Genomic DNA, 24,820 nt, shown 5'->3' on the forward strand with positions numbered 1-24,820 from the left:
GTATCTCAGAAATAAACAAGATGGTGAAACAAAATGATGAATGGAATGATGTTTCAGATTGCTGCGTTTCTCGGCATTGATTTATCCGCTGCATTAGCTATCGTGAGACAAATCTTAGAAAGTGGACTTATTCCACCTGAATTGGCACCGCTTCAACCTGTTTTGCAATTACTCATCCTCGTACTCGGATTGTTAGATCAAGCTGCCGCACTGTAAGCTGATTCATTCTTGTTTGTATCATCTACAGCATGCCCCTGATGAAGGTGCATGCTGTAACCCATGCTTGCAGTCGTTCATTATATATCATTGGAGGTTATTCATTTGGTCAATTGGTGGAGGAGCTTTGGTCTTGAGCAAAAAAATTGGATCGTATTTTCACTATCCATCTTTATTGGGGGAGCATTGTTAGGCTACTTGTTCGGCAATCATGCGGAGGTGCCTTCAAAGTCTCTGGAGCAACCTTTTCAATATGGAGTGTATGAGATAGCTCTTAATAACATTAAAGCGGGGGCTGTTATCGCATTAAGTGGAGTTCTCCTTATTTTTCCCCCTTTATTATTATTAGCTAACGGTTTTATGCTCGGTTTCATTATGCAACTTAGTTTAGCTAACTATACGACAGAAACTATACTTATCGGATTAATTCCACACGGCATGTTCGAAATACCCGCACTCGTATTAGCCGCTACAGTAGGCTTAACGCCAGTAAGCTGGCTATTTCGTTATGTACGTACACGTCACCCTATCAACTGGCGACACGAGGGGAAAAAAATCGGATCGATCGCTGTGCTCATTACGCTTTTATTTACAGTAGCCAGCTTGATGGAAGTGTACGTCTCACCTGCACTGTTGGAATGGTCTCATTCCATCACAAGTCAACCGCCTGCCTCGATTCCATTCGTTCCAGCCGTTCCTACTGAACTGCCGACCACCATTGGTGGACAACAATCAATTATTCGATCTCACTAATAAAAAAACTGGAGCTGCTAAGAACGCAGCTCCAGTCTTCTTGCGAAGCGTGATAACGAGTAATTGATAATAAAATAAAGAAAGGCAGCGAACAAATAAGTAGGGAACATAAATTTACTGTTATGTCCGTTCACAATTTGCGCGCTATGCATTAGCTCTGGCAAGCCAATAATAATGGTCAGTGATGTATCCTTTAACAAGGATATAAATTGGCTGACCATCGGCGGCAGCATCCGGCGCAGCGCTTGCGGCATCGTGATGTAGCGCAGCGTTTGCATGTAAGACAGGCCGCTGGATCGAGCCGCCTCGATTTGACCTTTGTCGATCGAGAGCAAGCCAGCGCGAATAATTTCAGACACCATGGCCGCTTCGAAAATAGTCAGCGCGACAATAGCCGAAGTAAATATGCCCATCTTAATACCGATTTGCGGTAACGCGAAAAAGACAAAAAAGATAATTAGTAGCAAAGGCAAGTTCCGAATCGTCTCGACAATCATAGCAACGATCTGTGATACGACTGGGATACGTGCATAGCGGAGAACTGCGAGCACGCAAGCAAGTATAAAGCTTAAGACGATGGCGATGACCGCAACCTCGATCGTGACTAGAAAGCCTTTCAGCAAATACAAAATGTTATCCGGCGAATAAGCTCCAATGAAGTCCATCTTCTGCCTCCCCCTTATCCGCTGCGGGCCATACGCCGCTCAAGCGCATTGACCGCAATGCTCATCGGTATCGTCAGCACGAGATAGAACATTCCTACAAAAATGTAGACACTGAACGTTTGGAACGTATCCGAGTTAATCAAGTCCCCAAAATACATTAAGTCAAGACCTGCAATGACGCCAAGCACGGACGAGTTCTTAATCAAATTCAAGAACTGATTGCCCAGTGGCGGAATCACAATCTTCATCGCTTGCGGTAAAATAATATGTTGCATCGTTTGCAAATAGCTTAGTCCTGATGAGCGAGCAGCTTCCATTTGCCCCTTCGGCACAGCTAGAATGCCTGCGCGAATCGCTTCGGCAATAAAAGCCGACGTATAAACAGTCAAGCCGATCGTCCCCGACACAAACCCATTCCAATTAATCCCCAAAATGGGCAAACCATTATAAAAAATAAACACAATTAAAATAAGTGGAATGTTGCGTACAAACTCAATATACGCTGAGCCAACAAAATTGAGTAGACGTGATGGTGCAATGCGCAGCACGGCAAATATAACTCCGATAATGAAGCTACCAATGAGGGCGAGCACGCTTGCCGCCACCGTGTTGCGGAATCCCGACCTGTACTGATCCCAGTGCTCTATCAGCAACGTGAAATCTAGCATTCTCTGTTCCCTCCCTCAATTACTTTGTCGGCTTTTCGCCCATCCATTGCTCATAGATCTTGTCGTACTCACCGCTTTGCTTCATCTCTTTCAACAGGTCATTAATGAGCTTCGCGAAGTCTTTGTCGCCATTGCGCAGAGCAATACCGTAAGGCTCATCCGTAAAGTTGCCGCCGGCCACTTCGTAGCTCGGATCTTGCTTCATCATGCCGTACAAAATGGAATTGTCTGTTGTCAGCGCCTCGCCTTTACCTGCTTTCAGCGCAGCAAACGCTTCCTGATAGTTTTCAAACTCCAACACTTCAGCTTCAGGTGCTTTTTCACGTACATTTTTAGCCGAAGTCGAACCTTTCACAGCGAGTACTTTAACCCCTTTTTTCACGTCCTCGATGGAACCAATAGGGCTACCTTTTTTCACAAGCAACGACTGTCCCGCATTAAAGTAAACGTCTGTAAAATCGACTTGCTGCTCACGCTCTTCTGTAATCGTCATCGTCGCGATAATGGCATCAATATCACCATTTTGCAGCAACGGAATGCGTGTCTTAGATGTGACCTCTCTAAGCTCTAATTTTGTCTCGTCACCGAATACCTTCTTGGCGATTGCCTTGGCGATATCGACGTCAAAGCCATTTACTTCACCTGTCGCTGGATCTTTTAAGCCAAATAAGTTCGTATCGTATTTCACGCCAATGATGAGTTTGCCACGCTCTTTAGCTGCTTCCAATGCAGGCGCATCCTTCTTCTCGCCACCGCATCCAGCAAGCGATAATGCTGCCAAAATAACAACAAGACTGCAAATAAACCATTTACGTCCAAGCCCTTTATTTTTCATATCCATTCCTCCTAAAATGTTTAATGATTTAACAGGCGGCTAAGAAATAGCCGCGCACGATCTTCTTTCGGCTCGTTAAAAAATTCGATCGGATTAGCTTCTTCTACGATTTGACCTTGATCCATAAAAATAACGCGATCGGCCACTTCACGCGCAAACCCCATCTCATGGGTCACGACGACCATCGTCATCCCTTCTTTAGCAAGCGCTTTCATAACTTCTAGCACCTCGCCAATCATTTCAGGATCAAGCGCCGATGTTGGCTCGTCAAACAACATAATATCTGGCTGCATCGCAAGCCCGCGGGCAATCGCAACCCGCTGCTGTTGGCCACCTGACAATTGGGACGGAAAGGAATTCGCTTTATCTGGTATGCCTACTTTTTCCAAATAGTGCATGGCTGTACTGTTCGCTTCCTGCTGCGTTTTCCTCAACACCTTGACCGGAGCCAGCGTAATATTGTCGAGCACCTTTTTGTGCGGGTACAAATTAAAATGCTGAAACACCATGCCAATTTTTTTACGAAAGTCGTTAATGTTCAATGTTTTGTCGTACACGTCCTGACCGTTAACGGACAGCTTCCCCGACGAAATAACCTCCAGTCGATTAATACAACGCAATAATGTACTTTTTCCAGATCCAGAAGGGCCGATAATGACGACCACTTCTCCTTGCTCAATGCGAAGATTAATATCTTTCAGCACATGAAAGGACCCATAATGTTTGTTCACCTGTTCAAAAGCAATCATCGCTTCATCCCCCTCTCTCATCGCTAGTAAAGGATACATGGAATAATATAACATCCAATATGGGTTATTATAACAAATAATTGTGCATTTTTGTTCAATTTTTCGACAAAAAATCGTAGATTTGTTTGCCGATCAATAAAGTTGTCACGCCAATGAAGAGTGGTTTCACATAAGTACTCCCTTTTTTTACAGCAACTTTCGTTCCCACTAACGCCCCGACAATCATCGCAATACCAAGTGGAATACCATATGCAAGATTTACGGATCCCATGAATGCAAATGTCATTAAACTGCCTAAATTGCTCCCTAAGTTCAATACTTTCGCATTCGCTGATGCGCCCACATAATGAAAACCCGACCAAAGAAACATAAAAATAAGAAATGAACCTGTGCCTGGTCCAAAAAATCCGTCATAGCATCCAAGAACAAGCGCCATTACGCCTAATAGGATGGCTTTGGAAACCGTAGGAGCTTGATAACGATTTTGTTCGCCCCAATTCCGTTTGAAAAGGGTGTAAAGCGTAACAACAATAAGCAGAATAACGACCACTGGCTTGAGATAGTGTGGCGGCAGTAAATGGACAGCATACGTTCCGGCGATTGAGCCAATAAAGGAGAGCGGAAACAAGGCGGCTGCTAATGGTACGTGAATATTTCCTGAACGCCAAAAGGCGACCATGCTCGTTAAGGAACACAGTGTACCACCAAGCTTATTCGTCCCCAACACCATACTGGGTGGAAGTCCCGTTAACATTAATGCAGGTACGGTGATTAGCCCGCCTCCACCGACAACAGCATCTACAAAGGCAGCAATAAAGCCTGCTACGATTAACAAAATTAAGATTTCAATGCTCAATGCTTCCATATCATTAGCTCCCCTGTTCTCTCTATGTATTCGCGATAACCTTACTTATGACCAGCCCTATCCACTTAGGCAGACTGGAAATTTTTATATGAACTAGATTCATTGTTTCACACGATACCATGAATGGCACTTTCCATAAAGGTTTAATTTAAAAGAGTGAACGACTACCCTGTACAAAATAGTTCAAGGTGGGGCTGCTTCCATATGAGTAGCAGGCATTGAGGGAGCCGTTTCAATAGAACGGCTTTTTTGTTAATTTTACATTTGACAAAAGTAAAAAAACAGAATGTAAGAATAATTTTAACAATTGTTTCGCACAATAAAGCAGATTGGTTTACTAAAAGGAGGAACTACCTATGCCACACCAAAATATATCACAACAGTTGTTTCAATGTGAGCAAGTCATTCAGCAGCTCATTCAACAAACGCAACAAGCATCTCAGCAATATGAGCAACTTCTTATTCAAGAACAGCAAAATGCAGCATATTTAGAGCAAATCGCGCAGCGCGAGCATCATGCTGCCCACGTGATTCAAACCGCTTTGCAAGGTCACAGCAAAGCGCTTCAGCAAATGCAGCACGTGTCGCAAGTTTGTCATCAAATTGAGCAATTCGTGCAATCACAAGCACAAACACAAGTACACCAAGTGAATACGCATCACTACCAACCACATCAACACGTCGCCTACGCGGATCAAGCTAGAACGACTTTTTAATACAAACAAAAGAGGGATTTAAGTCATTTGGCGTAACAGGCTTGAGCTTGCTCACCTTGCGAGTCAGCTCGAAGCTTTACCCTTAGACTTAAATTCCCTCTTCTAAAATGCTACACCTCTACAACGGTACCTACATTACATGAAAAAAAGCGATCGCCAAACACTTGTGCTAACCGCGTCGCCATTGCAAAACCCGTACAGTGAGACACGCCTAAACGCTGTATATCAAATGACTGCAACTCCTCAATCGTGCGATCCTGCTGCTCTTTGCTGACACACCATAAATGCGTACCTCCAATTACGGTGTGCACACGAGTCTCCCCTGTCATATGTATAGCATGCTTTATAATATTAATAATACCTGCATGCGAACAACCAAGTACAATAAATAAGCCTTCCTCTGTCTTCATAATGATTGACTGATCGTCAATAATATCGTCCTTGATGTATCCGTCCGCCGTTTTGATTACGATATCTTCGTCTCCGAATTCATAGTCCGTCACCCTCGGCACTTCTCCGGTCACATATAAATTCGGAGCAATCTCGGTAAATGTAGTATTCCACTTGAAGTCCGCACCTGCATGCTCCAACCGCTCACGAGTTTCTGGTACTCCAATATACAAATAACTTGATCGAGTCAAGTAACCTTCGCGAAATAAATCAGGATGAGCATACACAGGTAGCGATCGGTGCTCATTTGCCTCTAATACTTGGAGTAGGCCACCCGTATGATCACTATGATGATGGCTCAACACAATTCCTTGAATTCCGGACAACTGTTTTTTAAAATGCTGCGCATTCGGAATAATACCTTGCCCTTGCCCCGTATCGAACAAATAGTTGCCACTCTCTGTCTCGATATATGCCGCCCACCCGTGTTCCGCAATCGCACCCAAATTGCCAAACACATTATTTTCACACAACACGGTCACCTTAAACTTCGTCATCCTTACCATCTCCATTCGATTGAATTTAGTTTAGAAACTAAACTTTAATGGCAAAAAAATTTAATGCTTAAGCATTCGACAAAGCGTTTCCAGACATTGCTCAAAAGCGGCAATCTCCGTTTCACTAAACTGCGCACGCAACTGATTATAAAATTGCTGATGCATTTCCGCATGCAAATAGAATGCTTCCTGCCCTAGTGCCGTAAGCGATACGATAACAGCCCGTGCATCAGTTGGATGAGGTCCACGAGCGATAAGCCCACGCTGCTCTAAACGTGCAACTAATTGTGTTGCCGCGCCCTTTGTAACCCCTAATCTTGCTGCCAAGTCGCTCATCAGGCAACCTTCGTCACTTCCGATTGCGTCTATGACATGAATTTCACTTGGGGTTAGTTCCCCTGCATTTCCGAATGAACGCGGCTGACGCTCCAACCTGCGAATTTGTAAAATAAATTGGCCTATCGTATGACTAGCTGACATGGAGTCTCCTATCTTGTACGCGAACGTAACATCTGGTTTAGCAATTGGCATTCTCTCTATATTCATATGCGCTATTATTTAGTTTAGCTTATAAACTGATTTGTTGTAAAGAGGAGGCATGCCTTTTTGGGAAATAATCTAAATAAGCGCGTTACGAACTTATCGATTTTGCTCGTTCTCGTCGCTCAACGATAACTTCGATCGGATACCAACATAGATGAAATAACATATGTACGACGATCGCAGCAATCAACCCATACTGCCAGAACAACCAGCCACAGATCAACGTTACCCATAAGTTCCCTAATATCCCATACGCAATAAATAGCGGTGTGAGTTTACACCCTTCTGCTAGATTGCCCGGGAAATGAGCCAGACCGAAAATAATTCCACTTAGGATAATACAGCTCCATACGATTACAGCTGACACTTCCCCGAAAAAGACGAAACCGAGCCAGACCGTCCCATTCAATAACCCATATCGAAAAATAACTTCCTCTACGACACCACCACTTAGCACCCGTCCCCAAAGGCCTACCGATCGACGGAGCCGTTCTGACACGTCAACGGTCGTACGATCAAGTGCATGGCGGAGATAGCCGTAATATACGATTAAGAATACGCCTGAGCAAATAACACCGCCTACCAATCCAACACGTAGCTGTTCGACTAAGGATGATACATGTAAAGGACCTGACATAGCTATACTTTCGAAAAAGGGGTCTGTAAGTCCCGTTTTGAGTGAAGCAAGGTGACCAAGCAGCACAATAACAGCGATGACGACTAGATTGATGGCAAACACCAATCCCGTATTTGACTTCAGTTCTGGTTCCATGCTTTTTTGCGCTGCAACCATTGTCACAATGCCTGGCACACAAATGAGAACGAGACAACTTATCATTATCCAACTAAACATGCGATCCCTCCTCTGTTACAATTGTATCCTGTTAGAGCGAGCAGCCATTTTCACTTCTTTATTATATTACAAAATGTTCCACTTTTTAACTTAGATCGGTGAATATCGCAAAAAAAAGCTTGATGATCGCTATGCTCTAAACTTAAAGCATAGCGATCAATCAAGCTCTTTATAGAAGTTAGCCGGCTTTCATCATTCATGAGTCAAGCTTACGCCACATGGGACGTAGCCTTCTCCTCGATCGAGGGCTTCACTTCCTGTGCACCACGAACACCGTTGAATACCAAATTGAGGATCAGCGCCGTGAATGTCCCTGCGACAATTCCATTGTCCGTCAGGATACGAACGCCGTCCGGCAAGCTTTGAAACAGCTGTGGCACTACCGTTACGCCAAGCCCCATTCCGACCGAGCAGGCGATAATGAGCATATTTTCATGGCGATTCAAATCAACTTGCGTACCGAGCATACGCATGCCGCTTGAAACAACCATACCGAACATCGCAACCATCGCCCCGCCCAGTACAGAAGTTGGAATGAGCGTTGTAATCGCTGCAATTTTAGGAACGAAGCCTAGCAGCACAAGCAGCAAACCTGCTACGAAAATGACATCACGCGTCTTTATGCGGCTCATTTGGAGCAAGCCTACGTTCTGCGAGTAGGTCGTATACGGAAATGCGTTAAACACGCCGCCTATCATAATGGCCAAGCCTTCCGCACGATAGCCGCGTGCTAAATCTTTCGCGGTCAGGTCGCGATCTACTATTTTGCCGAGCGCCATAAATACACCTGTCGATTCCGCTACACTGACCATTGCCACGATAATCATCGTCAAAATGGCTGTTAGGTTAAATTGCGGTACCCCGAAATAGAACGGCTGTACCATATGGAACCAGTCTGATTGCCCGACAACCGCAAAATTGACTTTGCCCATTAGCGCAGCCACAAATGTGCCGAGCACCAAGCCAAGCAAAATTGAAATGGCGCGTAAAAAGCCTTTTGAAACACGATTCATTAAAATGATAAAGAGTAGAACCCCGAAGCCGAGCATTACATTTTCAGCACTGCCAAAATCTTTAGCTCCTACACCGCCACCTAAATCATTAAACGCGACCGGTATGAGCGTTATCCCAATGATCGTCACGACCGAACCAGTGACCACAGGCGGAAAAAAGCGAATACATTTGCCGAATAAGCCGCCAAATAGGACGACGAACAGCCCCATCATAATGACTGCGCCATAAATATAAGGAACGCCAAAATCTTTACCGATCGCAATCATCGGCATAACTGCTTGAAAGGCGCAACCTAATACGACAGGCAGACCTATGCCGAAAAAGCGGTTGGCAAACACCTGTAGTAGAGTTGCGACGCCGCACATAAGCAAATCAATGGCGATTAAATACGTCATTTGCTCCTGCGTGAAACCGAGCTGACCGCCAACGATAAGGGGTACAATGATTGCGCCAGCATACATGGCAAGCACGTGCTGCAAGCCGAGTGAAAAGGTTTGCACCGGGTGTCGATTCAACTTAAATACGCTGTCTTTCATACCGTGCTCGATACCGTTTTTCATGCTTGGGCAACCTCCTGAACTTCCACAGCGGCTTCAACTTCCTCAGCCTCACGTACGAACTTCACTTGTCCGTCTGTTAACGATAGAATCCGTACTAGCGATTCAACGCGATATCCGGCGTTCTCCAAGCTCGTCCGACCTGGCTGGAACGACTTTTCAATCACGATCCCAAAACCTGCGACACTCGCGCCCGCTTGCGCTACAACTCGAGCCAAGCCAAACGCCGCATCCCCATTTGCTAAAAAGTCATCAATAATGAGGACATGATCTTCCGCGGTCAAAAATTTACGAGACACTGTAATTTCATTCGATTGCTGCTTCGTAAACGAGAATACGTTCTCGACATAAACATTGTCACGCAATGTAAGCGACTTCTGCTTACGCGCAAACACTAATGGTACACCTAATTCCAGGGCAGCCATCATGCCTGGCGCAATTCCGGAAGATTCGATAGTTAACACCTTCGTAATGGCCGTACGCTCATTTGCATAACGACGAGCAAATTCTTGCCCCACTGCTTGCATCAGCACAGGATCAATCTGGTGATTGAGAAATGAATCCACTTTCAGTACATGTGCGCTAAGCACAGTCCCGTCTTGCAATACCTTTTCTTCCAGTAGTTTCATTCCTCTATTTCCCCCTTAATGTTGGAAGCAAGTGTCATCCTCTCGCATAGGTGCAGCATCAGCAACCGACCAAACTGCAAAATAAGCAAAAAACCCGGTCGCACGTCTCCCTCACGGAATCGTTGCAGACCGGGTCGTATAGTTGCAAATCATTGAGTATGCAGCTTGTAATCATAAGAAAATAACAGCCCACGTAGCAAAAAAACGGCTCACTAGGCTTCAACGATTACAGCATGCATCAACGATCAACGTTCGCACACTTCGACTCCCGTAGTCCGATCATTCCGGTGATCAGGTAGAAACATGCAGGCCAATTCCTGCACATATACGAGAAATAAACACATTACTTTGTCTTGTTGTTAGGTTGCTAAACTTTGTAATCAAGTGAAAAGAATAATATGAATTGTAGTATACACCAAATTGATCACGAACGAAAGAACTATTTTAATCTTTAAATGTACGGATTTTACACAATATCAAACAAAAACAGCCGCACCCCTCACGAAATAGAGGGAAACGGCTGCTGCCATTCAAGACAAATCGTGTCTTATTGTTGCATCGACCATTGCTCAACGTCCCATGTCTTCGTTACCCAGCCTTCATAGAAGTCTGGTTCGTGACAGACGAGCAGTACAGTGCCTTTGAACGCCTTCAACGCACGCTGCAATTCTTCCTTCGACAATACGTCCAAGTGATTCGTCGGCTCGTCAAATATGATCCAGTTGCTCTCTTCCATTAACAGCTTACATAAGCGTACTTTCGCCTGTTCGCCACCACTCAACTGGCTCAATTGGCGGGTAATATGTTCATTTTTCAGACCGCAACGGGCCAATGCTGCGCGCACTTCGTGCTGATTCATATGTGGAAATGCGTTCCACACATCATCAATCGGCGTTCCCGCTCCTGCTCTTACTTCCTGCTCGAAGTAAGCTGGGTGTAAGTAATCGCCTTTATACACCTGTCCGCTAAATGGCTGAATCACACCGAGCATCGTCTTCAATAACGTCGATTTACCGACACCATTACAGCCGACAATCGCGATCTTATCGCCGCGCTCAATCGCAAAGTTCAACTCCGGTAACAGCGCACGGTCATAGCCAACTTCCAAGTTTTTCGCTTCCACGACAAGGCGGCCGCTTGCACGCGACTCTTTAAACACGAACGTCGGCTTAACCGCCTCTTCTGGGCGATCAATGCGATCCAAGCGATCTAACTGCTTTTCACGGCTCTTTGCTCGGGTAGATGTCGAAGCACGCGCCTTGTTGCGCTGAATGAAGTCCTCTTGCTTTTTAATAAATTCCCGCTGCTTCTCGTACGCTTGAATATGCTGCGTCTTATTCAAATCCGCCATCTCAAGGAATTTTTCATAATTCGCGGAATAACGTGTCATTTTAGCAAATTCCAAATGATAGATTACGTTTACGACCTTATTCATAAACTCCGTATCATGCGAGATCAACACAAACGCATACGGATAGTTCTGCAAATAGTTCGTAAGCCATCCAATATGCTCAACGTCCAAGTAGTTCGTCGGTTCGTCAAGCAGCAGCACGTTCGGCTGCTCCAGCAACAGCTTTGCCAGCAATACTTTGGTACGCTGACCACCACTCAATGCTGTTACGTCGCGTTCAAGACCAATCGCACCCAGACCAAGTCCGTTTGCTGTCTCCTCCACTTTAACGTCGATCATGTAGAAGCCGCTACGATCCAGCTCATCTTGAATTTCCCCCATACGCTCCAACAACTTTTCCAGCGTATCAGGATCTGCATCTGCCATTTGATTGGCGATCTCCATCATTTCCTGCTCTTGCTCAAAAAGAGGTAGAAACGCATCACGCAGGACGTCGCGAATCGTCTTACCAGCCTCCAACTTCGTATGCTGATCCAAGTAGCCGTAACGCAGACGAGGCGTCCACTCCACTTTACCGTTATCTTTCAACACTTTACCTGTTAAAATATTCATCAATGTCGATTTACCAGCACCATTGGCGCCTACAAGTCCAACATGCTCCCCCGGGAGGAGGCGGAACGACACATCATTAAATAGAACACGTCCACCATAACTGTGGCTCAGTCCTTCAACCGTCAATAAGCTCATAACTTAATCGCTTCTCCTAACCATGTTCGAAATAATCTGTGCGACCTCTACAGGAAAAGCACAACTTTATCGATCTTCCTTCAGATTGAGAACAAAGTCAAGGTTAAAGTCAAAATACATGCGTAAATCTCACATTCCAAACATATATTGACAAAAACAAAAACCGAGCGTTAACAATCACTCGGTTACGTATCCCATTATGGTTGTACAGTGCTTGTGCAGTACTTGTACACAAACAATTATTGACCGTCAACGGTGCGAAATTTTTGTGCAATTGCAGACAATTCCGAATCTATAGTATTTAACATATGTACGAATAATTGCATCTGCTGATTAGCTTCCTGAAACTGCTGAAAAAATCGCTGCTTCGTTACCCCATCCCATTCGCCCTCCATGGATTGAACAGCTTGCGTTAAGACAGAGATGAGCTCCTGACTTTGCTCACTTCCCTGTTTAAATTGTTTCGCGACATCTTCAACCCGCTCAGGCGTAATGAGAATGCGTCTAGACATATTCATATCTCCCTTCGCTTATGTATACCGACCTAATTGGACTTCCATAAGCATACGGTTTATTAACCTTTTTTCCTTCCATCAACAATTGCTATGACGAATCATTAAGCGAATCTTAGACGACCGAATCTCTCGTTCTCCCTGCATATCTGGGATCAACAAATGTCCATCCATTCGCAAAGACGGGATCGTTCGATTCCATATGCTGAACATGAGCAGCCGTATGAACTTGCTCCTGCTCCCTGCCTAAGTAATACGGATTTCCTAATGCCTGAATCGCCGTACGAGGATTGGATACACTTGTAAAAATCCCAGCTGTTGCTTTAGGCAGAAGCAACGCATTCGCTCCTAATTCCATCCCCATATACATGGCAGCTGGAGATCTTGAGTGCGAGTCATGAACAAGAATAGAACTCGCCTGATTATCAATTTCTTCAAACTGAATCGCTTTTGCTTGCACATGCTGACCTAATTCCGACAGTTGTTCTTTTATTTGATCCGCTAAACGACTTGCTCTGCTCCACTCATACATGATTTCAGATTTAACGGATGATTCCCACATTAATGAGTTAACCGTTCGATGCAATTCATACTGAATATGATGTAGATGCTCTGCTGCGCTTCTTAACTGGCGACTCACCCCCCGAAGCACTTCAGGCTCGACAATAATGCGCATTGCGGTCACCGTCCTTCGCGGGATATCGAATGTCGTTCCCAAGCTATTAGCATTTCAATAAATTGTGATTTAGTAGTCGGTGTAGCGGTAAGCCAGTCTTCATTTTGCCTAGAACTGCGACGGATAAGCCAGTTGTACGAACCGCCAATCAGAAAGGCAAAGCCTTGTACATCCCAGCCTCGCTCTGTCCACACAAATAACATCATTTCACCCTCTGACGTACGCTGTTTCATGGAAGTGGCAAATGCTCGTGCACCTTCTTCTTGTTCAGGTGCCATGTTCATCACATCAGCAAGCTGGTCGATCGTAAAATTGTCTACTTGTTCGTAAAACGTGTGGAACAACTTTTTGGATAACATGACAGAAGGGAGCGAATGCGCTGTTTCTACACTCGACTCTTCCGCTTCAGTTTCTATTGCTGTGTCCAACCAATTCATCCGTTCGACAATCGCAGGCCAAGCTCTATGCGTATCACCTAACATGGACAACCTAATATCTTCAGATGAAGCACTAAGTCGGATTCGTTCAACGACTTGCTCCTGTGTCACATGTACATAGCCCTCGAAATTTTCCATGTCATGAGAATATCTTACCCAGCAAGCGTGTTCGGCTAAACCGGTTATCGTCATGCAATCATAAACAGGAGCAGGCATCGTATATTCATAACTATTCGGCTGCGGCAGGATGTACCCTTTTTCCAGCAAGCTTGCTTTCGCTTTATCCCACTCCGCTTCTATCTCTTCCGTCAAGTAACCGCGAAACGGGTCATCGACCCCTAAAAGACGCTCCGAACCGACAATCCCCGTCAGGAAAAACAGTTCCTTCTCACTTAAAATAAACCGCTTTAACTGCGTGGTGTCCGCGGTGACCGATGTACTCGCTAGTTGTGTTGTATCCGTTGTATCCGTAAGGTCCATCGTCATCACGAGTCACACCTCCTATCTCATTCCTGCTGTTTCTAACGTAATGAATAGCTTTCTTTCATCCATACGTGTACATCGTCGTTTCTTATTCGTTCGAAGTAAAACGCTGTCTTGTAATATTCATTAGTGTCGTACAATATTCCTGCTCACTCAACTATTTTTGATCACATATAGGTCGATTTGGTATCCGGTAATCTTCATCTCCATTATACTGTATCACTCCGTGGTTAAATTTGTCAATTTTTGTTGAAAAACCTCGTTATTTCTGCAAAAAAAGAAGAACATCGATCATTTCGATGTTCTCCTCACTCCATTTTTTCCACGGTATTGCTAGTCCACTCACTTGCTTTCAACGAACTTTGCTACATACTGCTCGTACCATTCGCGTCCCGTTTCCCATCCTTCAATAGGCTGTGGCAGCAATTGATTCCCGACATAAGCCAATACCCATTCTTCCATGCCATTTGTCTTCGTCTGCTCAAACTGAGCAACGATTTCCTTCAGCGATTCATCGCCTTTTGCGATCATATCATCAATCAGTTGTTGATTACTCTTAATATACTCCATCGGGTCTGTATATTTCGATACGTCGATACTTTGAATCGCACTATTCACATCTTCTAGACCTTTGTTTACAGCAGACTCAAGCTTTTCTTGCGGTGAACAAGCGACTAACAACGTTAACAGGGCTACTGCCGCTGCTGCTCTCGACATATGCAAACGAATTGTTTTTTTAACCATTTAAAATACCTCCTACTTTCAAATAAGGTACATCTCCGACTCTACTATACTATTCGTTTGTCCACAAAATAAGTTTCAATTTTTTACTTTACCTTTATTACTCATCAAAAATAGTCATTTGTTGCATCGGCATAGGCGTTACAGGCTGACCCAACATGCTCATTAATTGCTTCGCGTTCCCTGCCGCATGACCACCTGAATTGTTATTAAAAATCATGCAAACTTCCGCTGTCTGCTGCGTGAGCGCACGCAAATACCCGCTCCATTGTTCCAACTCTGCTTCGTTATAATCATATAAATAGCGTACTTCACGCCAATTTGGCTGTCCGCTCGCGTTCCACCCTGAAACATTGCGCCCGTGCATTCGAATCATCGTTAAGGAAGGCTCGGTTGGATGCAGAATCATCGGAACCGATCCTTCCCCAGCTTGAGGCTCGTCGCATATGCTATGAATCCATCCCTCCTGTTCCATAAACGCTAACGTCTTGTCGTGCATATCAGCGCGAAACCAGCTCTGATGGCGAAATTCCAGCGCCACTGGAATCCCTTCCATCCACGTACGTGTTCGTCGTAAGACGTCCACATGCTTCCGGCTACAATCAAACCACGGCGGATATTGAAACAATGCGGCTTTCAATTTACCCGCCTGTTGCAACGTCTCCACCGATTCACGAAACACGTTAAACATCGTTCTCGAATCAGCGAACGGAATTTTCCCTCTAGAATGCCCCGTCATCCCTTGGTACGCTTTAACAATAAAGCTAAAATGACTCGGCGTCTGCCCGATCCAACTTTGCATCCGTTCAACGGAAGGAATCGCGTAAAATGAGCTGTCCAGCTCTACGATTGAAAAATGGTCGGCATAGCTTTTTAATTTATCACTGCTCTTCGTGCCCGCTGCATAAATAGCGTCATGATCACCCCATCCGGCTAAACCGATTTGTATGGAGGCAGCGTTTGTTCTGTCTAAGCTCACGTCCAGTCACTCCTAGTGCATTAAACTTGATTCGCATTTTTTGGTATGATTATCTTTGTACAAATCACATAAATTATGTTACTATATAAATGTTAGTAATGAACAATAATTCTTATCTAAAATGGTTACTTTATAACGAGAAGGGACAGATGATAATGACAACACATATTGATGAAGTTATGCGTGCACGTCACTCCGTACGTAAATACGATGCGGATGTACGTATTCCAGAAGCAGATTTACAACATATTTTGGAAATGGCAGCAACTGCACCTTCCTCTTGGAACTTGCAGCATTGGCGTTTCCTCACGATTCAAGAAGCAGCGAACAAACAGCGCTTGCTCCCTATCGCTTATAATCAGCAACAAATCGTGGACAGCTCCGCGGTCATCGTCATATTGGGCGATGCAGAAGCGAACTTGGTAGCTGGCGATGTATACGGCCCAGCGCTTGCGTCTGGCTATATTTCGCAACAAGTACATGACACGCTTGTGGGCAATATTGAACAAGCTTATGCAAGCAGCTCGGCTTTCGGTCGTGAAGAAGCCATTCGCAACGCTTCTTTAGCAGCAATGCAACTTATGTTGGCTGCCAAAGCGAAAGGGTACGACACTTGCCCAATCGGTGGATTTAACCGTGAACAACTTGCAGAAGCGTTCAACATTCCAACTCGCTATGTGCCTGTTATGATTATAACAGTAGGTCAAGCTTCTGCTCCAGCACACGGCACAGGTCGATTCCCATTGACACATTCGGTTATTAACGAAACATTCTAAGACAACAGCGTCTGTCCAGCGTATCCACGTTAGACAGACGTTTTTACCTTGGCTCGCTATTTAAGCCTTAACATCACATGTACGGAACGTCCGTCCCCTTTAAGATTCGATTGTCGCACATACAGCTGCGCCGAGCCATCCCCATCCAAAAATATGCCATCTTCCAACGCTTCAGATACATGTCTGCTTGAAAAATACTCCATAATGCCTTGCCGAAACAAACCCGCAGTTACGCGTGTCGGCGTCACTACCAAATAAAGACGCCCTTGCCGGTCATACACAACAGCTGAGCGCTCGCGTTGCTCATCCATAAAAGGGAGAGCTTCCGCTTTCGCTTGTGCGTACCAGTCCTCTTTTTTTCGTTGCAGTTGCATACTGATGCCGCCTGCGGCCCAATAGTTCGAACTATCCTGAATACGAATCTCATCCATCGAGCGAACGATTTGCACGGACAGCCGTTTGTCGACTTCGTCATACACGAGCGTTCCTCGCGCATATTTGACATTCAACCCCCCCCTGATCCGTATTCATTTTGACTCCCTAATAAAGGTTGACCATCACCCACAGCTATACTAAGTAGCTTATCCTCATAAAAAAACCAGCGACCTTTCCAATGCCTCTTGTTTGCGTTCATCCAGTCGCTTGAATAAATGACGATCAGCCGAAAGAAACGGCCATCTATCAGCTGATCCATCGATTAGATGCGGTATTACGTCACAGATGGAACTTGCCTTAGTATGTCAATCTCCTACCACGCATCCGATTCCCTAACCACCGGCTTCACCTCCTCACAGACGAAGAACAAATCAGGCAAGCGGGAGACGAAACGTAAAAGGAGCGCTCCATGTATTTTAGGTTCCGCTTCATGCTCAGCTCAGCGCAGAGCCGGTCACTCCAAGCAACATTCCCCAGTTTTCTCGACTGAGCATTTTCCATTTCATTCAAGTTCTACTCAAGCTCGATTTCACGAAAAAACCTCCGTCAATGTCGGTTCCGAAAGCACCGTCAGGGAGAGAGGTTAATGACAAAGCAATAAAAACTACCGCCCCCCTAGAGTTGAGCGGTAGTTGTACTACTTGCTAATATTATATTCACTTACTTCAAATGTTAAGATCTTGTCAAAGATAACATAATCTTTTCGGCTGCTGAATGGACCTTTGTTATTATTGTGTTTATTAATTGCAAATTTAGCCGATCCAATGCCGTTAGACTTTGCCTCATACCAATCGATAAATGCATTTACTTCAGCCATGGATAGATCAAATTCCTTTTCTAAACCGGTGCTCAATGTCACTACAAGAATTGCTCTATTTCCTTTAGGTTGTTCTGGATCTGGTTTTGGATCTGGTTTTGGATCAGGGATTACTGCTGCTTGAGGTGTTGCCATTGCTTCATTTGAATATTTACTTTCTCCGTCCGCATTAATTGCCGTCACCACATAGTAATAAGTAGTTCCATTATTTACGGAAGTGTCAGTATAATTTGTTCCAATAACATTGGTAGCGATAGATGTATACGGCCCGCCTGCTGTTGTAGCTCTGAATACATTGTAGCTTTTTGCATTATCAACCGCATTCCAGGCAAGATCTACTTTGGAATTCCCTCCCACTGCATGTAAATTAAGTGGTGCTGATGGTAGATTAGGCTTTGACGAAATTAGAGTTATTTCGGATATCGCTGCCCATGAATTTGATGCGGCGATATCAATTTTAATTCCATCATAGTCTCCAGGGGTTACCGCAACTGGTTCAAATAAATCCACCTTAGTAGGATCTATAGTTCCAGGTGAAGATGGATCAATTCCTGTAATAACACTTGCTGTAATTTTAGAGCTTATAGCCGCCCATTCACCATTCTTCAGTCCGTAAAAAGTATAACTCACATTAGACTTTCCGCTTGCTACAGATGCTAACTGAATCTTTGTGATATTAATTGAGCTCGGAAAAGTTACCTGAATAGTTCCAGTAGTATTACCGGCATTCCAATAGGTAGAAGCATCGCCATCTATTGCAGCTTCTGTCCGATGACCACCATAAAATGTACCCGATGAAACAGAACCTTTTGGTATAGCAGTACCTTGCATATTTCCTACTGATCCTGCTGCATATGTAGGCAGTGCACCAATACACATCATTAATACGATTAGTGCTAGAATACTTTTGGTTTTCAAGTTGTTCACTCCTATTAATTAATAAGTTGACAAAGATAAATGATACAAAATATAAAATAACATGTCCAAACATATTAATACTTTTATAAGAAAATAATCCATTATCAAGGTTTATTCTCATAAAATACATGTTTACTATTTTGAAGTACTTTCGACAACATTACATGCACCCAAAACACGATGAACCGATTCCCATCTAAGTTTTTAGTATGTCGTCTCACTAATCGGGGAGTTGAATACCTGATTAGCCCCTCGAATTTGGACACACACCTGCTAATATGCGCTTTCTCAAAAGCTAGCACACCAGCTTTTATGGAACAACCTACGATCTTGTTATTACTGCGGTTCGGCAAGATTAGCACAGTTTAATGGTCTCAAGTTAATCTGATTCCAAAAAAAAGAGACGAATATCAATATCCGTCTCGGCTTGAACATTGTTCCTTTAATTCGGTGAACTCGGTACAAAGTTGGGCTACAAACTGCTCGATTTGGGCTTTCGTAATTTGGATTTGCAATGCTGGGCCCGTGTTACAAGAAATGCGTTGTGCCCCAAATTCTCCGGCATCTAACACGAAAATAAGCGTGTATGTATCAGGATACTCCTCATGATCGATTTTATTTATGTACATTTCAAAACCCGGCTCTAACATACTTATACTTGCTTGCGGCAGGTTTAATGAATGAGAAAGTTTACGAGTCATCAATAAAAAGTCTTCTTCTATGCAGTGAACCGTCTCGTTAATATCAAAATAATTGCTTATAAGACGAATCTCAAGTGACACGGTATGATATCCGTCATCATGATTCGTAAAGTTTGAAACCGTTAATTCAATCGCACAGGATGAAATATCGAATTCAGTATCTAGAAGTTTAGCCAATTTGTCATCACCTTCGTTAGTATTTCCACTTAAATAGTGTCCATTTTCCCTTAGGGTTTGTTTGCACATAAGTCGTTACCGCAGATTTTCTATCACCAGAGAGTACTACGGCCACCTTAGAGCTATTCTTATCCCAAGCTATTGGTGCACCCGATTGATTGTCCTTGTAGCGGTCACCATGCGATAATGCAGTATCTAGTTGAACAGCAGTAATACTTCTGTCGAGTGCTCTATCTTTCACATGAGCAGTCAATGTAATAATCTGTCCCGTCGACAATTGTACAGGTTGAGCTTTCCCCTTTGTAATAACTAAGGTCCTCAATAAAGGAACAGCTTTTAAATCTTCAGAAGACTTTTCTGCTGTGAGCTCACTGCTACTTGCGTGAAGTACTTCCGACTCATTTTGCAGACTTGTTTGCGAGTCTTTGTCAAGAATAGATTGTACAGCTTCTGCATAGGGACTGTAAATGAAAGAGATACAAAAAGAGATAATAAAGGTAAAGAACAAAAATTTACTTATATGTTTCACAACCTCACACCTCCTAAATAATGGTCATCCATTAACCTTCCGCAGAGAGTCTAACATACAATCCATTACATGGCAACGCGTATAATAAATAACTATTTCAGCCTTTTTCCTTGATTGCATTTCGCAGAAAACCCAATAACAATACACCTGACACCTACTCGGCATAAAAAAGGAGGGGCCACATCTAAGGGCTCCCTCCTCCTACAATCTATTTTTTTCCGTTCTCATTCACGCCAACGTAACTTCAAATCCAATTCACAATACGTCTTTTCTGCCGTACCACTAACCAACTTGAGGATAATGCCTTCGGGCGTAAAATTCATATGCATATCCGCTGATACCCCTGTACTTCGAATGAGTCGAACGACCTCATCATTGAGACCACGTTGCGCCGCATCCATAATCTTGGTGGCGAACTCCGACGAGTGTTGCACACGCTCCAGTAGTTTTCCGGCTTGCTGCATAAGCTGCTGGCTCATGGCAGCCGAAGCCATAAACGGAGCAGCATGTACAGCTGGATACATTTCAGGCCGCTCATTGTATGATGGCTCAAAATAGCGTCTATTAATCGGCTTTAACGGCACCACAGGTCCGATAGGTTGAATCGCACCGACCCGCTGCGCCTTTCCGGGCACATATGGTCGCATCGTACTCCTCCTTCGTGTCATCCATCTTCTATTTTTATGTGGATAACTGCACAACGGTGACTGATAGAAGAATATGATTGAAATGGAATGATATATGCTATTACCCGCTTAGAACATACTCCAATCATATTGTTCAGATAAGCGAGCCAGCAAATGCACACCAGCAACGCTATTACCTTTATTGTTTAATGCCGGACCGACCACACCGATCCCCATTTGACCAGGAACGATAGCTAAAATACCACCCGACACCCCGCTTTTTGCAGGAATCCCAACTTGAATAGCAAATTCGCCAGAAGCATTGTACATCCCGCATGTAACCATAAATGATTTGACGATTTGCACAAAATGGCGTGGAATAACTTGCTCTCCCGTTTCCGTATCAAAGCCATTGTTGGCAAGCAATAGCCCCATTTGGGCCAAATTCGCACAGCTCACTTGAATCGCGCATTGACGGAAATACACTTCAAGTGTCTCCTCAACATCTTCTTCCAAGATTCCGTTATCGACCAAAAAATAAGCTAGGGAGCGATTCCGATTCGCCGTATCACGCTCTGAGCTGTACACGTCCTCATTCCAGCCAATGGAATTATCTTTCGCTAGCTTACGAATAAAATCAAGCATCCGCGCCGATTTCACCGCTGGTGTCTCACCTGCAATCAATGAAGCAATGACAATCGCCCCAGCATTAATGAATGGATTGAAAGGCTTACCTGGGTCTACGAGCTCCAATTTTAACATCGAATTAAAATCGTCTCCCGTCGGCTCCATCCCTACCTTCTCAAATACGCGCTCCTCACCACTGTCCATTAAGGCAAGTAGCAGCGAGAACACTTTAGAAATGCTTTGCATTGTGAAGCCAATTCCACAATCACCAATCGTAATTCGTTCACCTTTTATATCAAAAATAGAAATACCTAACGCATCCTTAGGTGAGTTTGCCAATCCCGGTATATATGTTGCCACTTCGCCCTCTTCAGCTATAACGCGGCTTTGTTCGACCAACTGCGGCAGTTCTGCACGCAATTGTTGCCAGTTGGTTGCCATCTTCTGTTCACTCCGTTCTTCCTAAACCGCTCAATTCATAACACACAAAAAAAGATAAGATATAAATTATATTTTATGCCTATATCGTCTGACAACCAACAAGTAAATTCGTACAATTATATAATTATGCAAAAAAAGTTCATAAACCCGCTTTATTTAGTAAGAATAGAGCCAAAAAATAAGCATCAATCTCAAAAACACCAAAGATTACATGTCTGAACAAATGTTCTCTCCCCATGGTTTTTCCAATTTGTGATTCCACCATTCATTCCGTAAAAAAGGAAAATCCCCTTACTCAATAGCTTAGAACGACGTCATCCAACGTTCATCCTTCAGCTGTTAAGTCAAGGGGATTCTCACTATAGTTAAATGTATCTATTTATTCATCTAAATAAGGGCAAATACAAGCTGTACTTACTCCGCAGCCACCGTGCTGCTCGCACCTAGCTTCGCGCGTACGTTGCGCGTTGCTTCCACCATGTTGCGCAACGCCGCAATCGTTTCCGGCTCGTGGCGTGTCTTCAGGCCGCAGTCAGGGTTAATCCAGAACAAGTCATGCGGCAGTACGGACAAGGCACGCTCCATAAGCTGCTGCATTTCTTCGACAGCTGGTACACGCGGGCTATGAATGTCATAAACACCGAGGCCAATGCCCAACTCATAGCTTTCACGTTCGAATACCGCCACGATGTCACCACCGCTGCGCGCTGTTTCCAGCGAGATCACGTCTGCATCCATATCCGTAATCGTCTGGATCATATCCGAGAAGTCACAGTAACACATATGCGTATGAATTTGCGTCTGCGCAGCCGCGCCGCCTGTGGACAAGCGGAACGCGCGTACAGCCCACTCTTTGTAATATACCGCATCTTCCGGCAATAAAGGCATTCCTTCCTTCACAGCTGGCTCATCCACTTGAATCATGCCAATTCCCGCTTGCTCCAACGCTTCAATTTCTTGACGAAGCGCATAAGCAAGTTGATACGTCGATTGCTCACGTGGAATATCATCACGTACGAACGACCAGTTTAAGATCGTAACCGGACCTGTCAACATGCCTTTAACAGGTTGCGATGTCAACGACTGTGCAAATGCCGTTTCGGCAACGGTCATCGCTTCTTTGAATGCTACGTCTCCGTACAATACCGGAGGCTTCACACAGCGTGAGCCGTAAGACTGTACCCAGCCATATTGAGTAAAGGCGAAGCCATCCAGCTTCTCACCAAAATATTCAACCATATCTGTCCGTTCAAACTCACCATGCACAAGAACATCAATACCGATTTCTTCTTGAATTTGAATCCAGCGCTTCATTTCATCCTGCAAAAACGTTTCGTACGTGTTCAAATCCCACTCGCCACGGCGGTAGCGCAGACGTGCACGACGAATTTCTGCTGTTTGCGGCATACTGCCGATCGTTGTCGTCGGCAACAGCGGCAATAGTGGCCAGCGCTCACGGTGCAGTTGCTTCCGCTCCGCAAAGTGCGCACGACGCGTGCCTTGCTCCTCATCAGCAAGCAGCTGTGCCAGCTCGCTTACAACTTGTGGACGTTGACGCAACGGCAGCGTGCGCCATGCATGTACCGCTTGCGCGCTTGCTTCAACTGCCGAAGTCGTAACGGCATCGGCTTGCGATTGATGACGCGCAAGCAGTGTAATTTCCGCCAGCTTCTCGTCAGCGAACGCGAGCGCTTGCTGTAATTCCGGCAGCAATGCTGCTTCACGCTGCGTCGTTAACGGCACGTGGAGCAAGCTGCACGATGGCTGCAAGATCCAACGCTCCTGCGGCACAATAGCGGCAACCGTTTCGAGCCAAGCCGATACAGCGGCTAAGTCCGTTTGCCAAATGTTGCGGCCATCAATGACGCCGAGTGCAAGGCGCTTGTCAGCTGGGAAACCGTGCTTACGCAGCGACACTTCGTTGCGCAACTTGCCATGTACAAAGTCTAGGCCCAACGTATCAACTGGCAACTGCACGAATGCTTCATAGTTCGAGACGCCTTCGAAATAAGTCTGAACCCACAAATGCAATTGCGGTACAGCTTGACGCAAAGCTTCATAGAATGACTGTACAGCAGCCCACTCTTCATTACTCATCGGCAGTACGAACGACGGCTCATCCAGTTGCACGACTGCGACACCTTCCGCAGCCAGCTCTTGCAACAATTGGCTGTATACGTCTTGGAATTGCGCCAGTACTTGAAGGCGCTCTGTCTTGGATACGCCTTTCATCGAGCGAACGTACGTGTACGGCCCAACGACGACAGGCTTTGTCTCAATGCCGAGCGCTGCTTTTACGCGACGGTACGCTTGCAGTGGACGGTTAGTCGTCAATTGCGGAGCGCGTCCTTCCCACTCCGGTACGATATAGTGATAGTTCGTATTGAACCATTTAGTCATTTCACAAGCGACCGCTTCTTGCGTGCCGCGAGCTAGAGCAAACATAAGATCAGGGGACACTTCGCCACCCGTATACTCAAAACGAGAAGGGATCAGGCCGAACATTGTCGTCGTATCCAACACATGATCATACCAAGCATATTCGTTTACTGGGATATAGTGTATGCCTTTATCCTGCATCGTGCGAACGCGCTCAATCTCGATGCGCTCTAGCTCAACCTGCAAAGCTTCAGCGGAACTTTTTCCAGCCCAATATTGCTCTAACGCCTTCTTCCACTCGCGGTCATAACCGATCCTCGGGTACCCAATTACGCTTGTTAATACATTCGTTGTTGTCAAAATACTTCTCCCCTTCCGCATTCTAAGGACGTTCATACGCCAGCTTAGCCACTATCCATTTGCCTTTTTTAGCTACAAAATATAAAAATGCACACAAA

At 44.9% G+C, this 24,820-nt stretch carries 28 protein-coding genes and 1 riboswitch; of the genes, 4 read left to right on the forward strand and 24 right to left on the reverse strand.

All coding sequences use genetic code 11. The features are described from left to right. The first annotated feature begins 45 nt into the window (after positions 1-45). Both KIK04_RS01225 and KIK04_RS01230 read left to right on the forward strand, forming a co-directional pair. Positions 46-216, forward strand: coding sequence for a hypothetical protein (locus KIK04_RS01225; RefSeq protein WP_232276543.1), 171 nt, complete (start codon positions 46-48; stop codon positions 214-216). A gap of 105 nt (positions 217-321) precedes the next feature. Further along, complete coding sequence (locus tag KIK04_RS01230; RefSeq protein WP_232276544.1) at positions 322-969, forward strand: stage II sporulation protein M; 648 nt, start codon at positions 322-324, stop codon at positions 967-969. Positions 970-986: 17 nt separating this feature from the next. On the opposite strand, the gene KIK04_RS01235 is transcribed toward KIK04_RS01230, so the two are convergent. The 5 genes from KIK04_RS01235 to KIK04_RS01255 all read right to left on the reverse strand — a co-directional run bounded on the left by KIK04_RS01235 (position 987) and on the right by KIK04_RS01255 (position 4,751). Continuing rightward, complete coding sequence (locus KIK04_RS01235) at positions 987-1,634, reverse strand: amino acid ABC transporter permease (RefSeq protein WP_232276545.1); 648 nt, start codon at positions 1,632-1,634, stop codon at positions 987-989. Between the two features lie 14 nt (positions 1,635-1,648). Continuing rightward, positions 1,649-2,302, reverse strand: a complete 654-nt coding sequence (locus KIK04_RS01240) for an amino acid ABC transporter permease (protein WP_232276546.1) — start codon at positions 2,300-2,302, stop codon at positions 1,649-1,651. Between the two features lie 19 nt (positions 2,303-2,321). Then, positions 2,322-3,137 (reverse strand): transporter substrate-binding domain-containing protein, encoded by an 816-nt coding sequence (locus KIK04_RS01245; RefSeq protein WP_232276547.1) that lies wholly within the window; start codon positions 3,135-3,137, stop codon positions 2,322-2,324. A gap of 20 nt (positions 3,138-3,157) precedes the next feature. Further along, a complete protein-coding gene (locus KIK04_RS01250; RefSeq protein ID WP_232276548.1) occupies positions 3,158-3,886 on the reverse strand; it encodes an amino acid ABC transporter ATP-binding protein in 729 nt (242 codons plus the stop codon). A gap of 94 nt (positions 3,887-3,980) precedes the next feature. After that, positions 3,981-4,751, reverse strand: a complete 771-nt coding sequence (locus KIK04_RS01255; protein WP_232276549.1) for a sulfite exporter TauE/SafE family protein — start codon at positions 4,749-4,751, stop codon at positions 3,981-3,983. 356 nt (positions 4,752-5,107) lie between these two features. Between KIK04_RS01255 and KIK04_RS01260 the strand changes: the two genes are divergently transcribed. Then, positions 5,108-5,467 (forward strand): hypothetical protein, encoded by a 360-nt coding sequence (locus tag KIK04_RS01260; RefSeq protein ID WP_232276550.1) that lies wholly within the window; start codon positions 5,108-5,110, stop codon positions 5,465-5,467. A gap of 110 nt (positions 5,468-5,577) precedes the next feature. On the opposite strand, the gene KIK04_RS01265 is transcribed toward KIK04_RS01260, so the two are convergent. The 11 genes from KIK04_RS01265 to KIK04_RS01315 form a co-directional block, all read right to left on the reverse strand. Next, the gene (locus KIK04_RS01265; RefSeq protein WP_232276551.1) at positions 5,578-6,414 is read right to left on the reverse strand and encodes an MBL fold metallo-hydrolase; all 837 of its coding nucleotides are present in this window, start codon (positions 6,412-6,414) and stop codon (positions 5,578-5,580) included. Positions 6,415-6,474: 60 nt separating this feature from the next. Then, positions 6,475-6,945 (reverse strand): MarR family winged helix-turn-helix transcriptional regulator, encoded by a 471-nt coding sequence (locus tag KIK04_RS01270; RefSeq protein ID WP_442951127.1) that lies wholly within the window; start codon positions 6,943-6,945, stop codon positions 6,475-6,477. 100 nt (positions 6,946-7,045) lie between these two features. Then, complete coding sequence (locus tag KIK04_RS01275) at positions 7,046-7,810, reverse strand: CPBP family intramembrane glutamic endopeptidase (protein ID WP_232276552.1); 765 nt, start codon at positions 7,808-7,810, stop codon at positions 7,046-7,048. A 209-nt stretch (positions 7,811-8,019) separates the two neighbouring features. Further along, positions 8,020-9,384, reverse strand: a complete 1,365-nt coding sequence (locus tag KIK04_RS01280; protein ID WP_269670986.1) for a nucleobase:cation symporter-2 family protein — start codon at positions 9,382-9,384, stop codon at positions 8,020-8,022. Then, a complete protein-coding gene (locus tag KIK04_RS01285; RefSeq protein WP_232276553.1) occupies positions 9,381-10,010 on the reverse strand; it encodes a xanthine phosphoribosyltransferase in 630 nt (209 codons plus the stop codon). The genes KIK04_RS01280 and KIK04_RS01285 overlap by 4 nt, the downstream gene beginning before the upstream one ends. Before the next feature lie 251 nt (positions 10,011-10,261). Next, positions 10,262-10,361, reverse strand: a riboswitch (purine riboswitch). A 196-nt stretch (positions 10,362-10,557) separates the two neighbouring features. Further along, complete coding sequence (locus tag KIK04_RS01290) at positions 10,558-12,108, reverse strand: ABC-F family ATP-binding cassette domain-containing protein (RefSeq protein ID WP_232276554.1); 1,551 nt, start codon at positions 12,106-12,108, stop codon at positions 10,558-10,560. 239 nt (positions 12,109-12,347) lie between these two features. Further along, positions 12,348-12,620 (reverse strand): WXG100 family type VII secretion target, encoded by a 273-nt coding sequence (locus tag KIK04_RS01295; RefSeq protein ID WP_232276555.1) that lies wholly within the window; start codon positions 12,618-12,620, stop codon positions 12,348-12,350. A gap of 115 nt (positions 12,621-12,735) precedes the next feature. Continuing rightward, positions 12,736-13,305 carry a WXG100 family type VII secretion target gene (locus KIK04_RS01300; protein ID WP_232276556.1) on the reverse strand — a complete coding sequence of 190 codons (570 nt, stop codon included), beginning with the start codon at positions 13,303-13,305 and terminating at the stop codon, positions 12,736-12,738. Beyond that, positions 13,302-14,219 carry a hypothetical protein gene (locus KIK04_RS01305; protein ID WP_232278543.1) on the reverse strand — a complete coding sequence of 306 codons (918 nt, stop codon included), beginning with the start codon at positions 14,217-14,219 and terminating at the stop codon, positions 13,302-13,304. Before KIK04_RS01305 ends, KIK04_RS01300 begins: the two co-directional genes overlap by 4 nt. Positions 14,220-14,558: 339 nt before the next feature. Beyond that, complete coding sequence (locus tag KIK04_RS01310) at positions 14,559-14,960, reverse strand: hypothetical protein (protein WP_232276557.1); 402 nt, start codon at positions 14,958-14,960, stop codon at positions 14,559-14,561. Positions 14,961-15,057: 97 nt separating this feature from the next. Continuing rightward, the gene (locus KIK04_RS01315; protein ID WP_232276558.1) at positions 15,058-15,936 is read right to left on the reverse strand and encodes a DUF72 domain-containing protein; all 879 of its coding nucleotides are present in this window, start codon (positions 15,934-15,936) and stop codon (positions 15,058-15,060) included. A 149-nt stretch (positions 15,937-16,085) separates the two neighbouring features. Between KIK04_RS01315 and KIK04_RS01320 the strand changes: the two genes are divergently transcribed. Continuing rightward, the gene (locus KIK04_RS01320; protein ID WP_232276559.1) at positions 16,086-16,712 is read left to right on the forward strand and encodes a nitroreductase family protein; all 627 of its coding nucleotides are present in this window, start codon (positions 16,086-16,088) and stop codon (positions 16,710-16,712) included. A 56-nt stretch (positions 16,713-16,768) separates the two neighbouring features. On the opposite strand, the gene KIK04_RS01325 is transcribed toward KIK04_RS01320, so the two are convergent. From KIK04_RS01325 to metE, 8 genes are all read right to left on the reverse strand, one after another. Continuing rightward, a complete protein-coding gene (locus tag KIK04_RS01325; RefSeq protein WP_232276560.1) occupies positions 16,769-17,221 on the reverse strand; it encodes a phosphodiester glycosidase family protein in 453 nt (150 codons plus the stop codon). Continuing rightward, positions 17,218-17,406, reverse strand: coding sequence for a hypothetical protein (locus KIK04_RS01330; RefSeq protein WP_232276561.1), 189 nt, complete (start codon positions 17,404-17,406; stop codon positions 17,218-17,220). The genes KIK04_RS01325 and KIK04_RS01330 overlap by 4 nt, the downstream gene beginning before the upstream one ends. Before the next feature lie 378 nt (positions 17,407-17,784). Next, complete coding sequence (locus tag KIK04_RS01335) at positions 17,785-18,882, reverse strand: discoidin domain-containing protein (RefSeq protein ID WP_232276562.1); 1,098 nt, start codon at positions 18,880-18,882, stop codon at positions 17,785-17,787. Between the two features lie 410 nt (positions 18,883-19,292). Next, entirely contained in the window at positions 19,293-19,760 is a 468-nt protein-coding gene (locus KIK04_RS01340; protein ID WP_232276563.1) for a hypothetical protein, read from the reverse strand. Positions 19,761-19,776: 16 nt separating this feature from the next. Then, entirely contained in the window at positions 19,777-20,289 is a 513-nt protein-coding gene (locus tag KIK04_RS01345) for a hypothetical protein (protein WP_232276564.1), read from the reverse strand. A 224-nt stretch (positions 20,290-20,513) separates the two neighbouring features. Beyond that, positions 20,514-20,936 (reverse strand): Nif11-like leader peptide family natural product precursor, encoded by a 423-nt coding sequence (locus tag KIK04_RS01350; RefSeq protein ID WP_232276565.1) that lies wholly within the window; start codon positions 20,934-20,936, stop codon positions 20,514-20,516. A gap of 108 nt (positions 20,937-21,044) precedes the next feature. Continuing rightward, positions 21,045-21,983, reverse strand: coding sequence for a glutaminase A (glsA, locus tag KIK04_RS01355; protein ID WP_232276566.1), 939 nt, complete (start codon positions 21,981-21,983; stop codon positions 21,045-21,047). A gap of 414 nt (positions 21,984-22,397) precedes the next feature. Beyond that, positions 22,398-24,722, reverse strand: a complete 2,325-nt coding sequence (gene metE / locus KIK04_RS01360) for a 5-methyltetrahydropteroyltriglutamate--homocysteine S-methyltransferase (RefSeq protein ID WP_232276567.1) — start codon at positions 24,720-24,722, stop codon at positions 22,398-22,400. Between the last annotated feature and the right edge of the window lie 98 nt (positions 24,723-24,820).

This window comes from Paenibacillus sp. 481, from assembly GCF_021223605.1.
Taxonomy (GTDB): Bacteria; Bacillota; Bacilli; order Paenibacillales; family Paenibacillaceae; genus Paenibacillus_B.

Coding starts and splice junctions, on each gene's coding strand:
- KIK04_RS01285 (WP_232276553.1), bottom strand. CDS start 10,010: ATGAAACTACTGGAAGAAAAGGTATTGCAAGACGGGACTGTGCTTAGC.
- KIK04_RS01290 (WP_232276554.1), bottom strand. CDS start 12,108: ATGAGCTTATTGACGGTTGAAGGACTGAGCCACAGTTATGGTGGACGT.
- KIK04_RS01235 (WP_232276545.1), bottom strand. CDS start 1,634: ATGGACTTCATTGGAGCTTATTCGCCGGATAACATTTTGTATTTGCTG.
- KIK04_RS01270 (WP_442951127.1), bottom strand. CDS start 6,945: ATGCCAATTGCTAAACCAGATGTTACGTTCGCGTACAAGATAGGAGAC.
- KIK04_RS01350 (WP_232276565.1), bottom strand. CDS start 20,936: ATGCGACCATATGTGCCCGGAAAGGCGCAGCGGGTCGGTGCGATTCAA.
- KIK04_RS01250 (WP_232276548.1), bottom strand. CDS start 3,886: ATGATTGCTTTTGAACAGGTGAACAAACATTATGGGTCCTTTCATGTG.
- KIK04_RS01330 (WP_232276561.1), bottom strand. CDS start 17,406: ATGGATCAGCTGATAGATGGCCGTTTCTTTCGGCTGATCGTCATTTAT.
- KIK04_RS01240 (WP_232276546.1), bottom strand. CDS start 2,302: ATGCTAGATTTCACGTTGCTGATAGAGCACTGGGATCAGTACAGGTCG.
- KIK04_RS01255 (WP_232276549.1), bottom strand. CDS start 4,751: ATGGAAGCATTGAGCATTGAAATCTTAATTTTGTTAATCGTAGCAGGC.
- KIK04_RS01310 (WP_232276557.1), bottom strand. CDS start 14,960: ATGGTTAAAAAAACAATTCGTTTGCATATGTCGAGAGCAGCAGCGGCA.
- KIK04_RS01245 (WP_232276547.1), bottom strand. CDS start 3,137: ATGAAAAATAAAGGGCTTGGACGTAAATGGTTTATTTGCAGTCTTGTT.
- KIK04_RS01275 (WP_232276552.1), bottom strand. CDS start 7,810: ATGTTTAGTTGGATAATGATAAGTTGTCTCGTTCTCATTTGTGTGCCA.
- KIK04_RS01225 (WP_232276543.1), top strand. CDS start 46: ATGATGTTTCAGATTGCTGCGTTTCTCGGCATTGATTTATCCGCTGCA.
- KIK04_RS01295 (WP_232276555.1), bottom strand. CDS start 12,620: ATGTCTAGACGCATTCTCATTACGCCTGAGCGGGTTGAAGATGTCGCG.
- KIK04_RS01305 (WP_232278543.1), bottom strand. CDS start 14,219: ATGACGATGGACCTTACGGATACAACGGATACAACACAACTAGCGAGT.
- KIK04_RS01280 (WP_269670986.1), bottom strand. CDS start 9,384: ATGAAAAACGGTATCGAGCACGGTATGAAAGACAGCGTATTTAAGTTG.
- glsA (WP_232276566.1), bottom strand. CDS start 21,983: ATGGCAACCAACTGGCAACAATTGCGTGCAGAACTGCCGCAGTTGGTC.
- KIK04_RS01265 (WP_232276551.1), bottom strand. CDS start 6,414: ATGACGAAGTTTAAGGTGACCGTGTTGTGTGAAAATAATGTGTTTGGC.
- KIK04_RS01320 (WP_232276559.1), top strand. CDS start 16,086: ATGATAATGACAACACATATTGATGAAGTTATGCGTGCACGTCACTCC.
- KIK04_RS01260 (WP_232276550.1), top strand. CDS start 5,108: ATGCCACACCAAAATATATCACAACAGTTGTTTCAATGTGAGCAAGTC.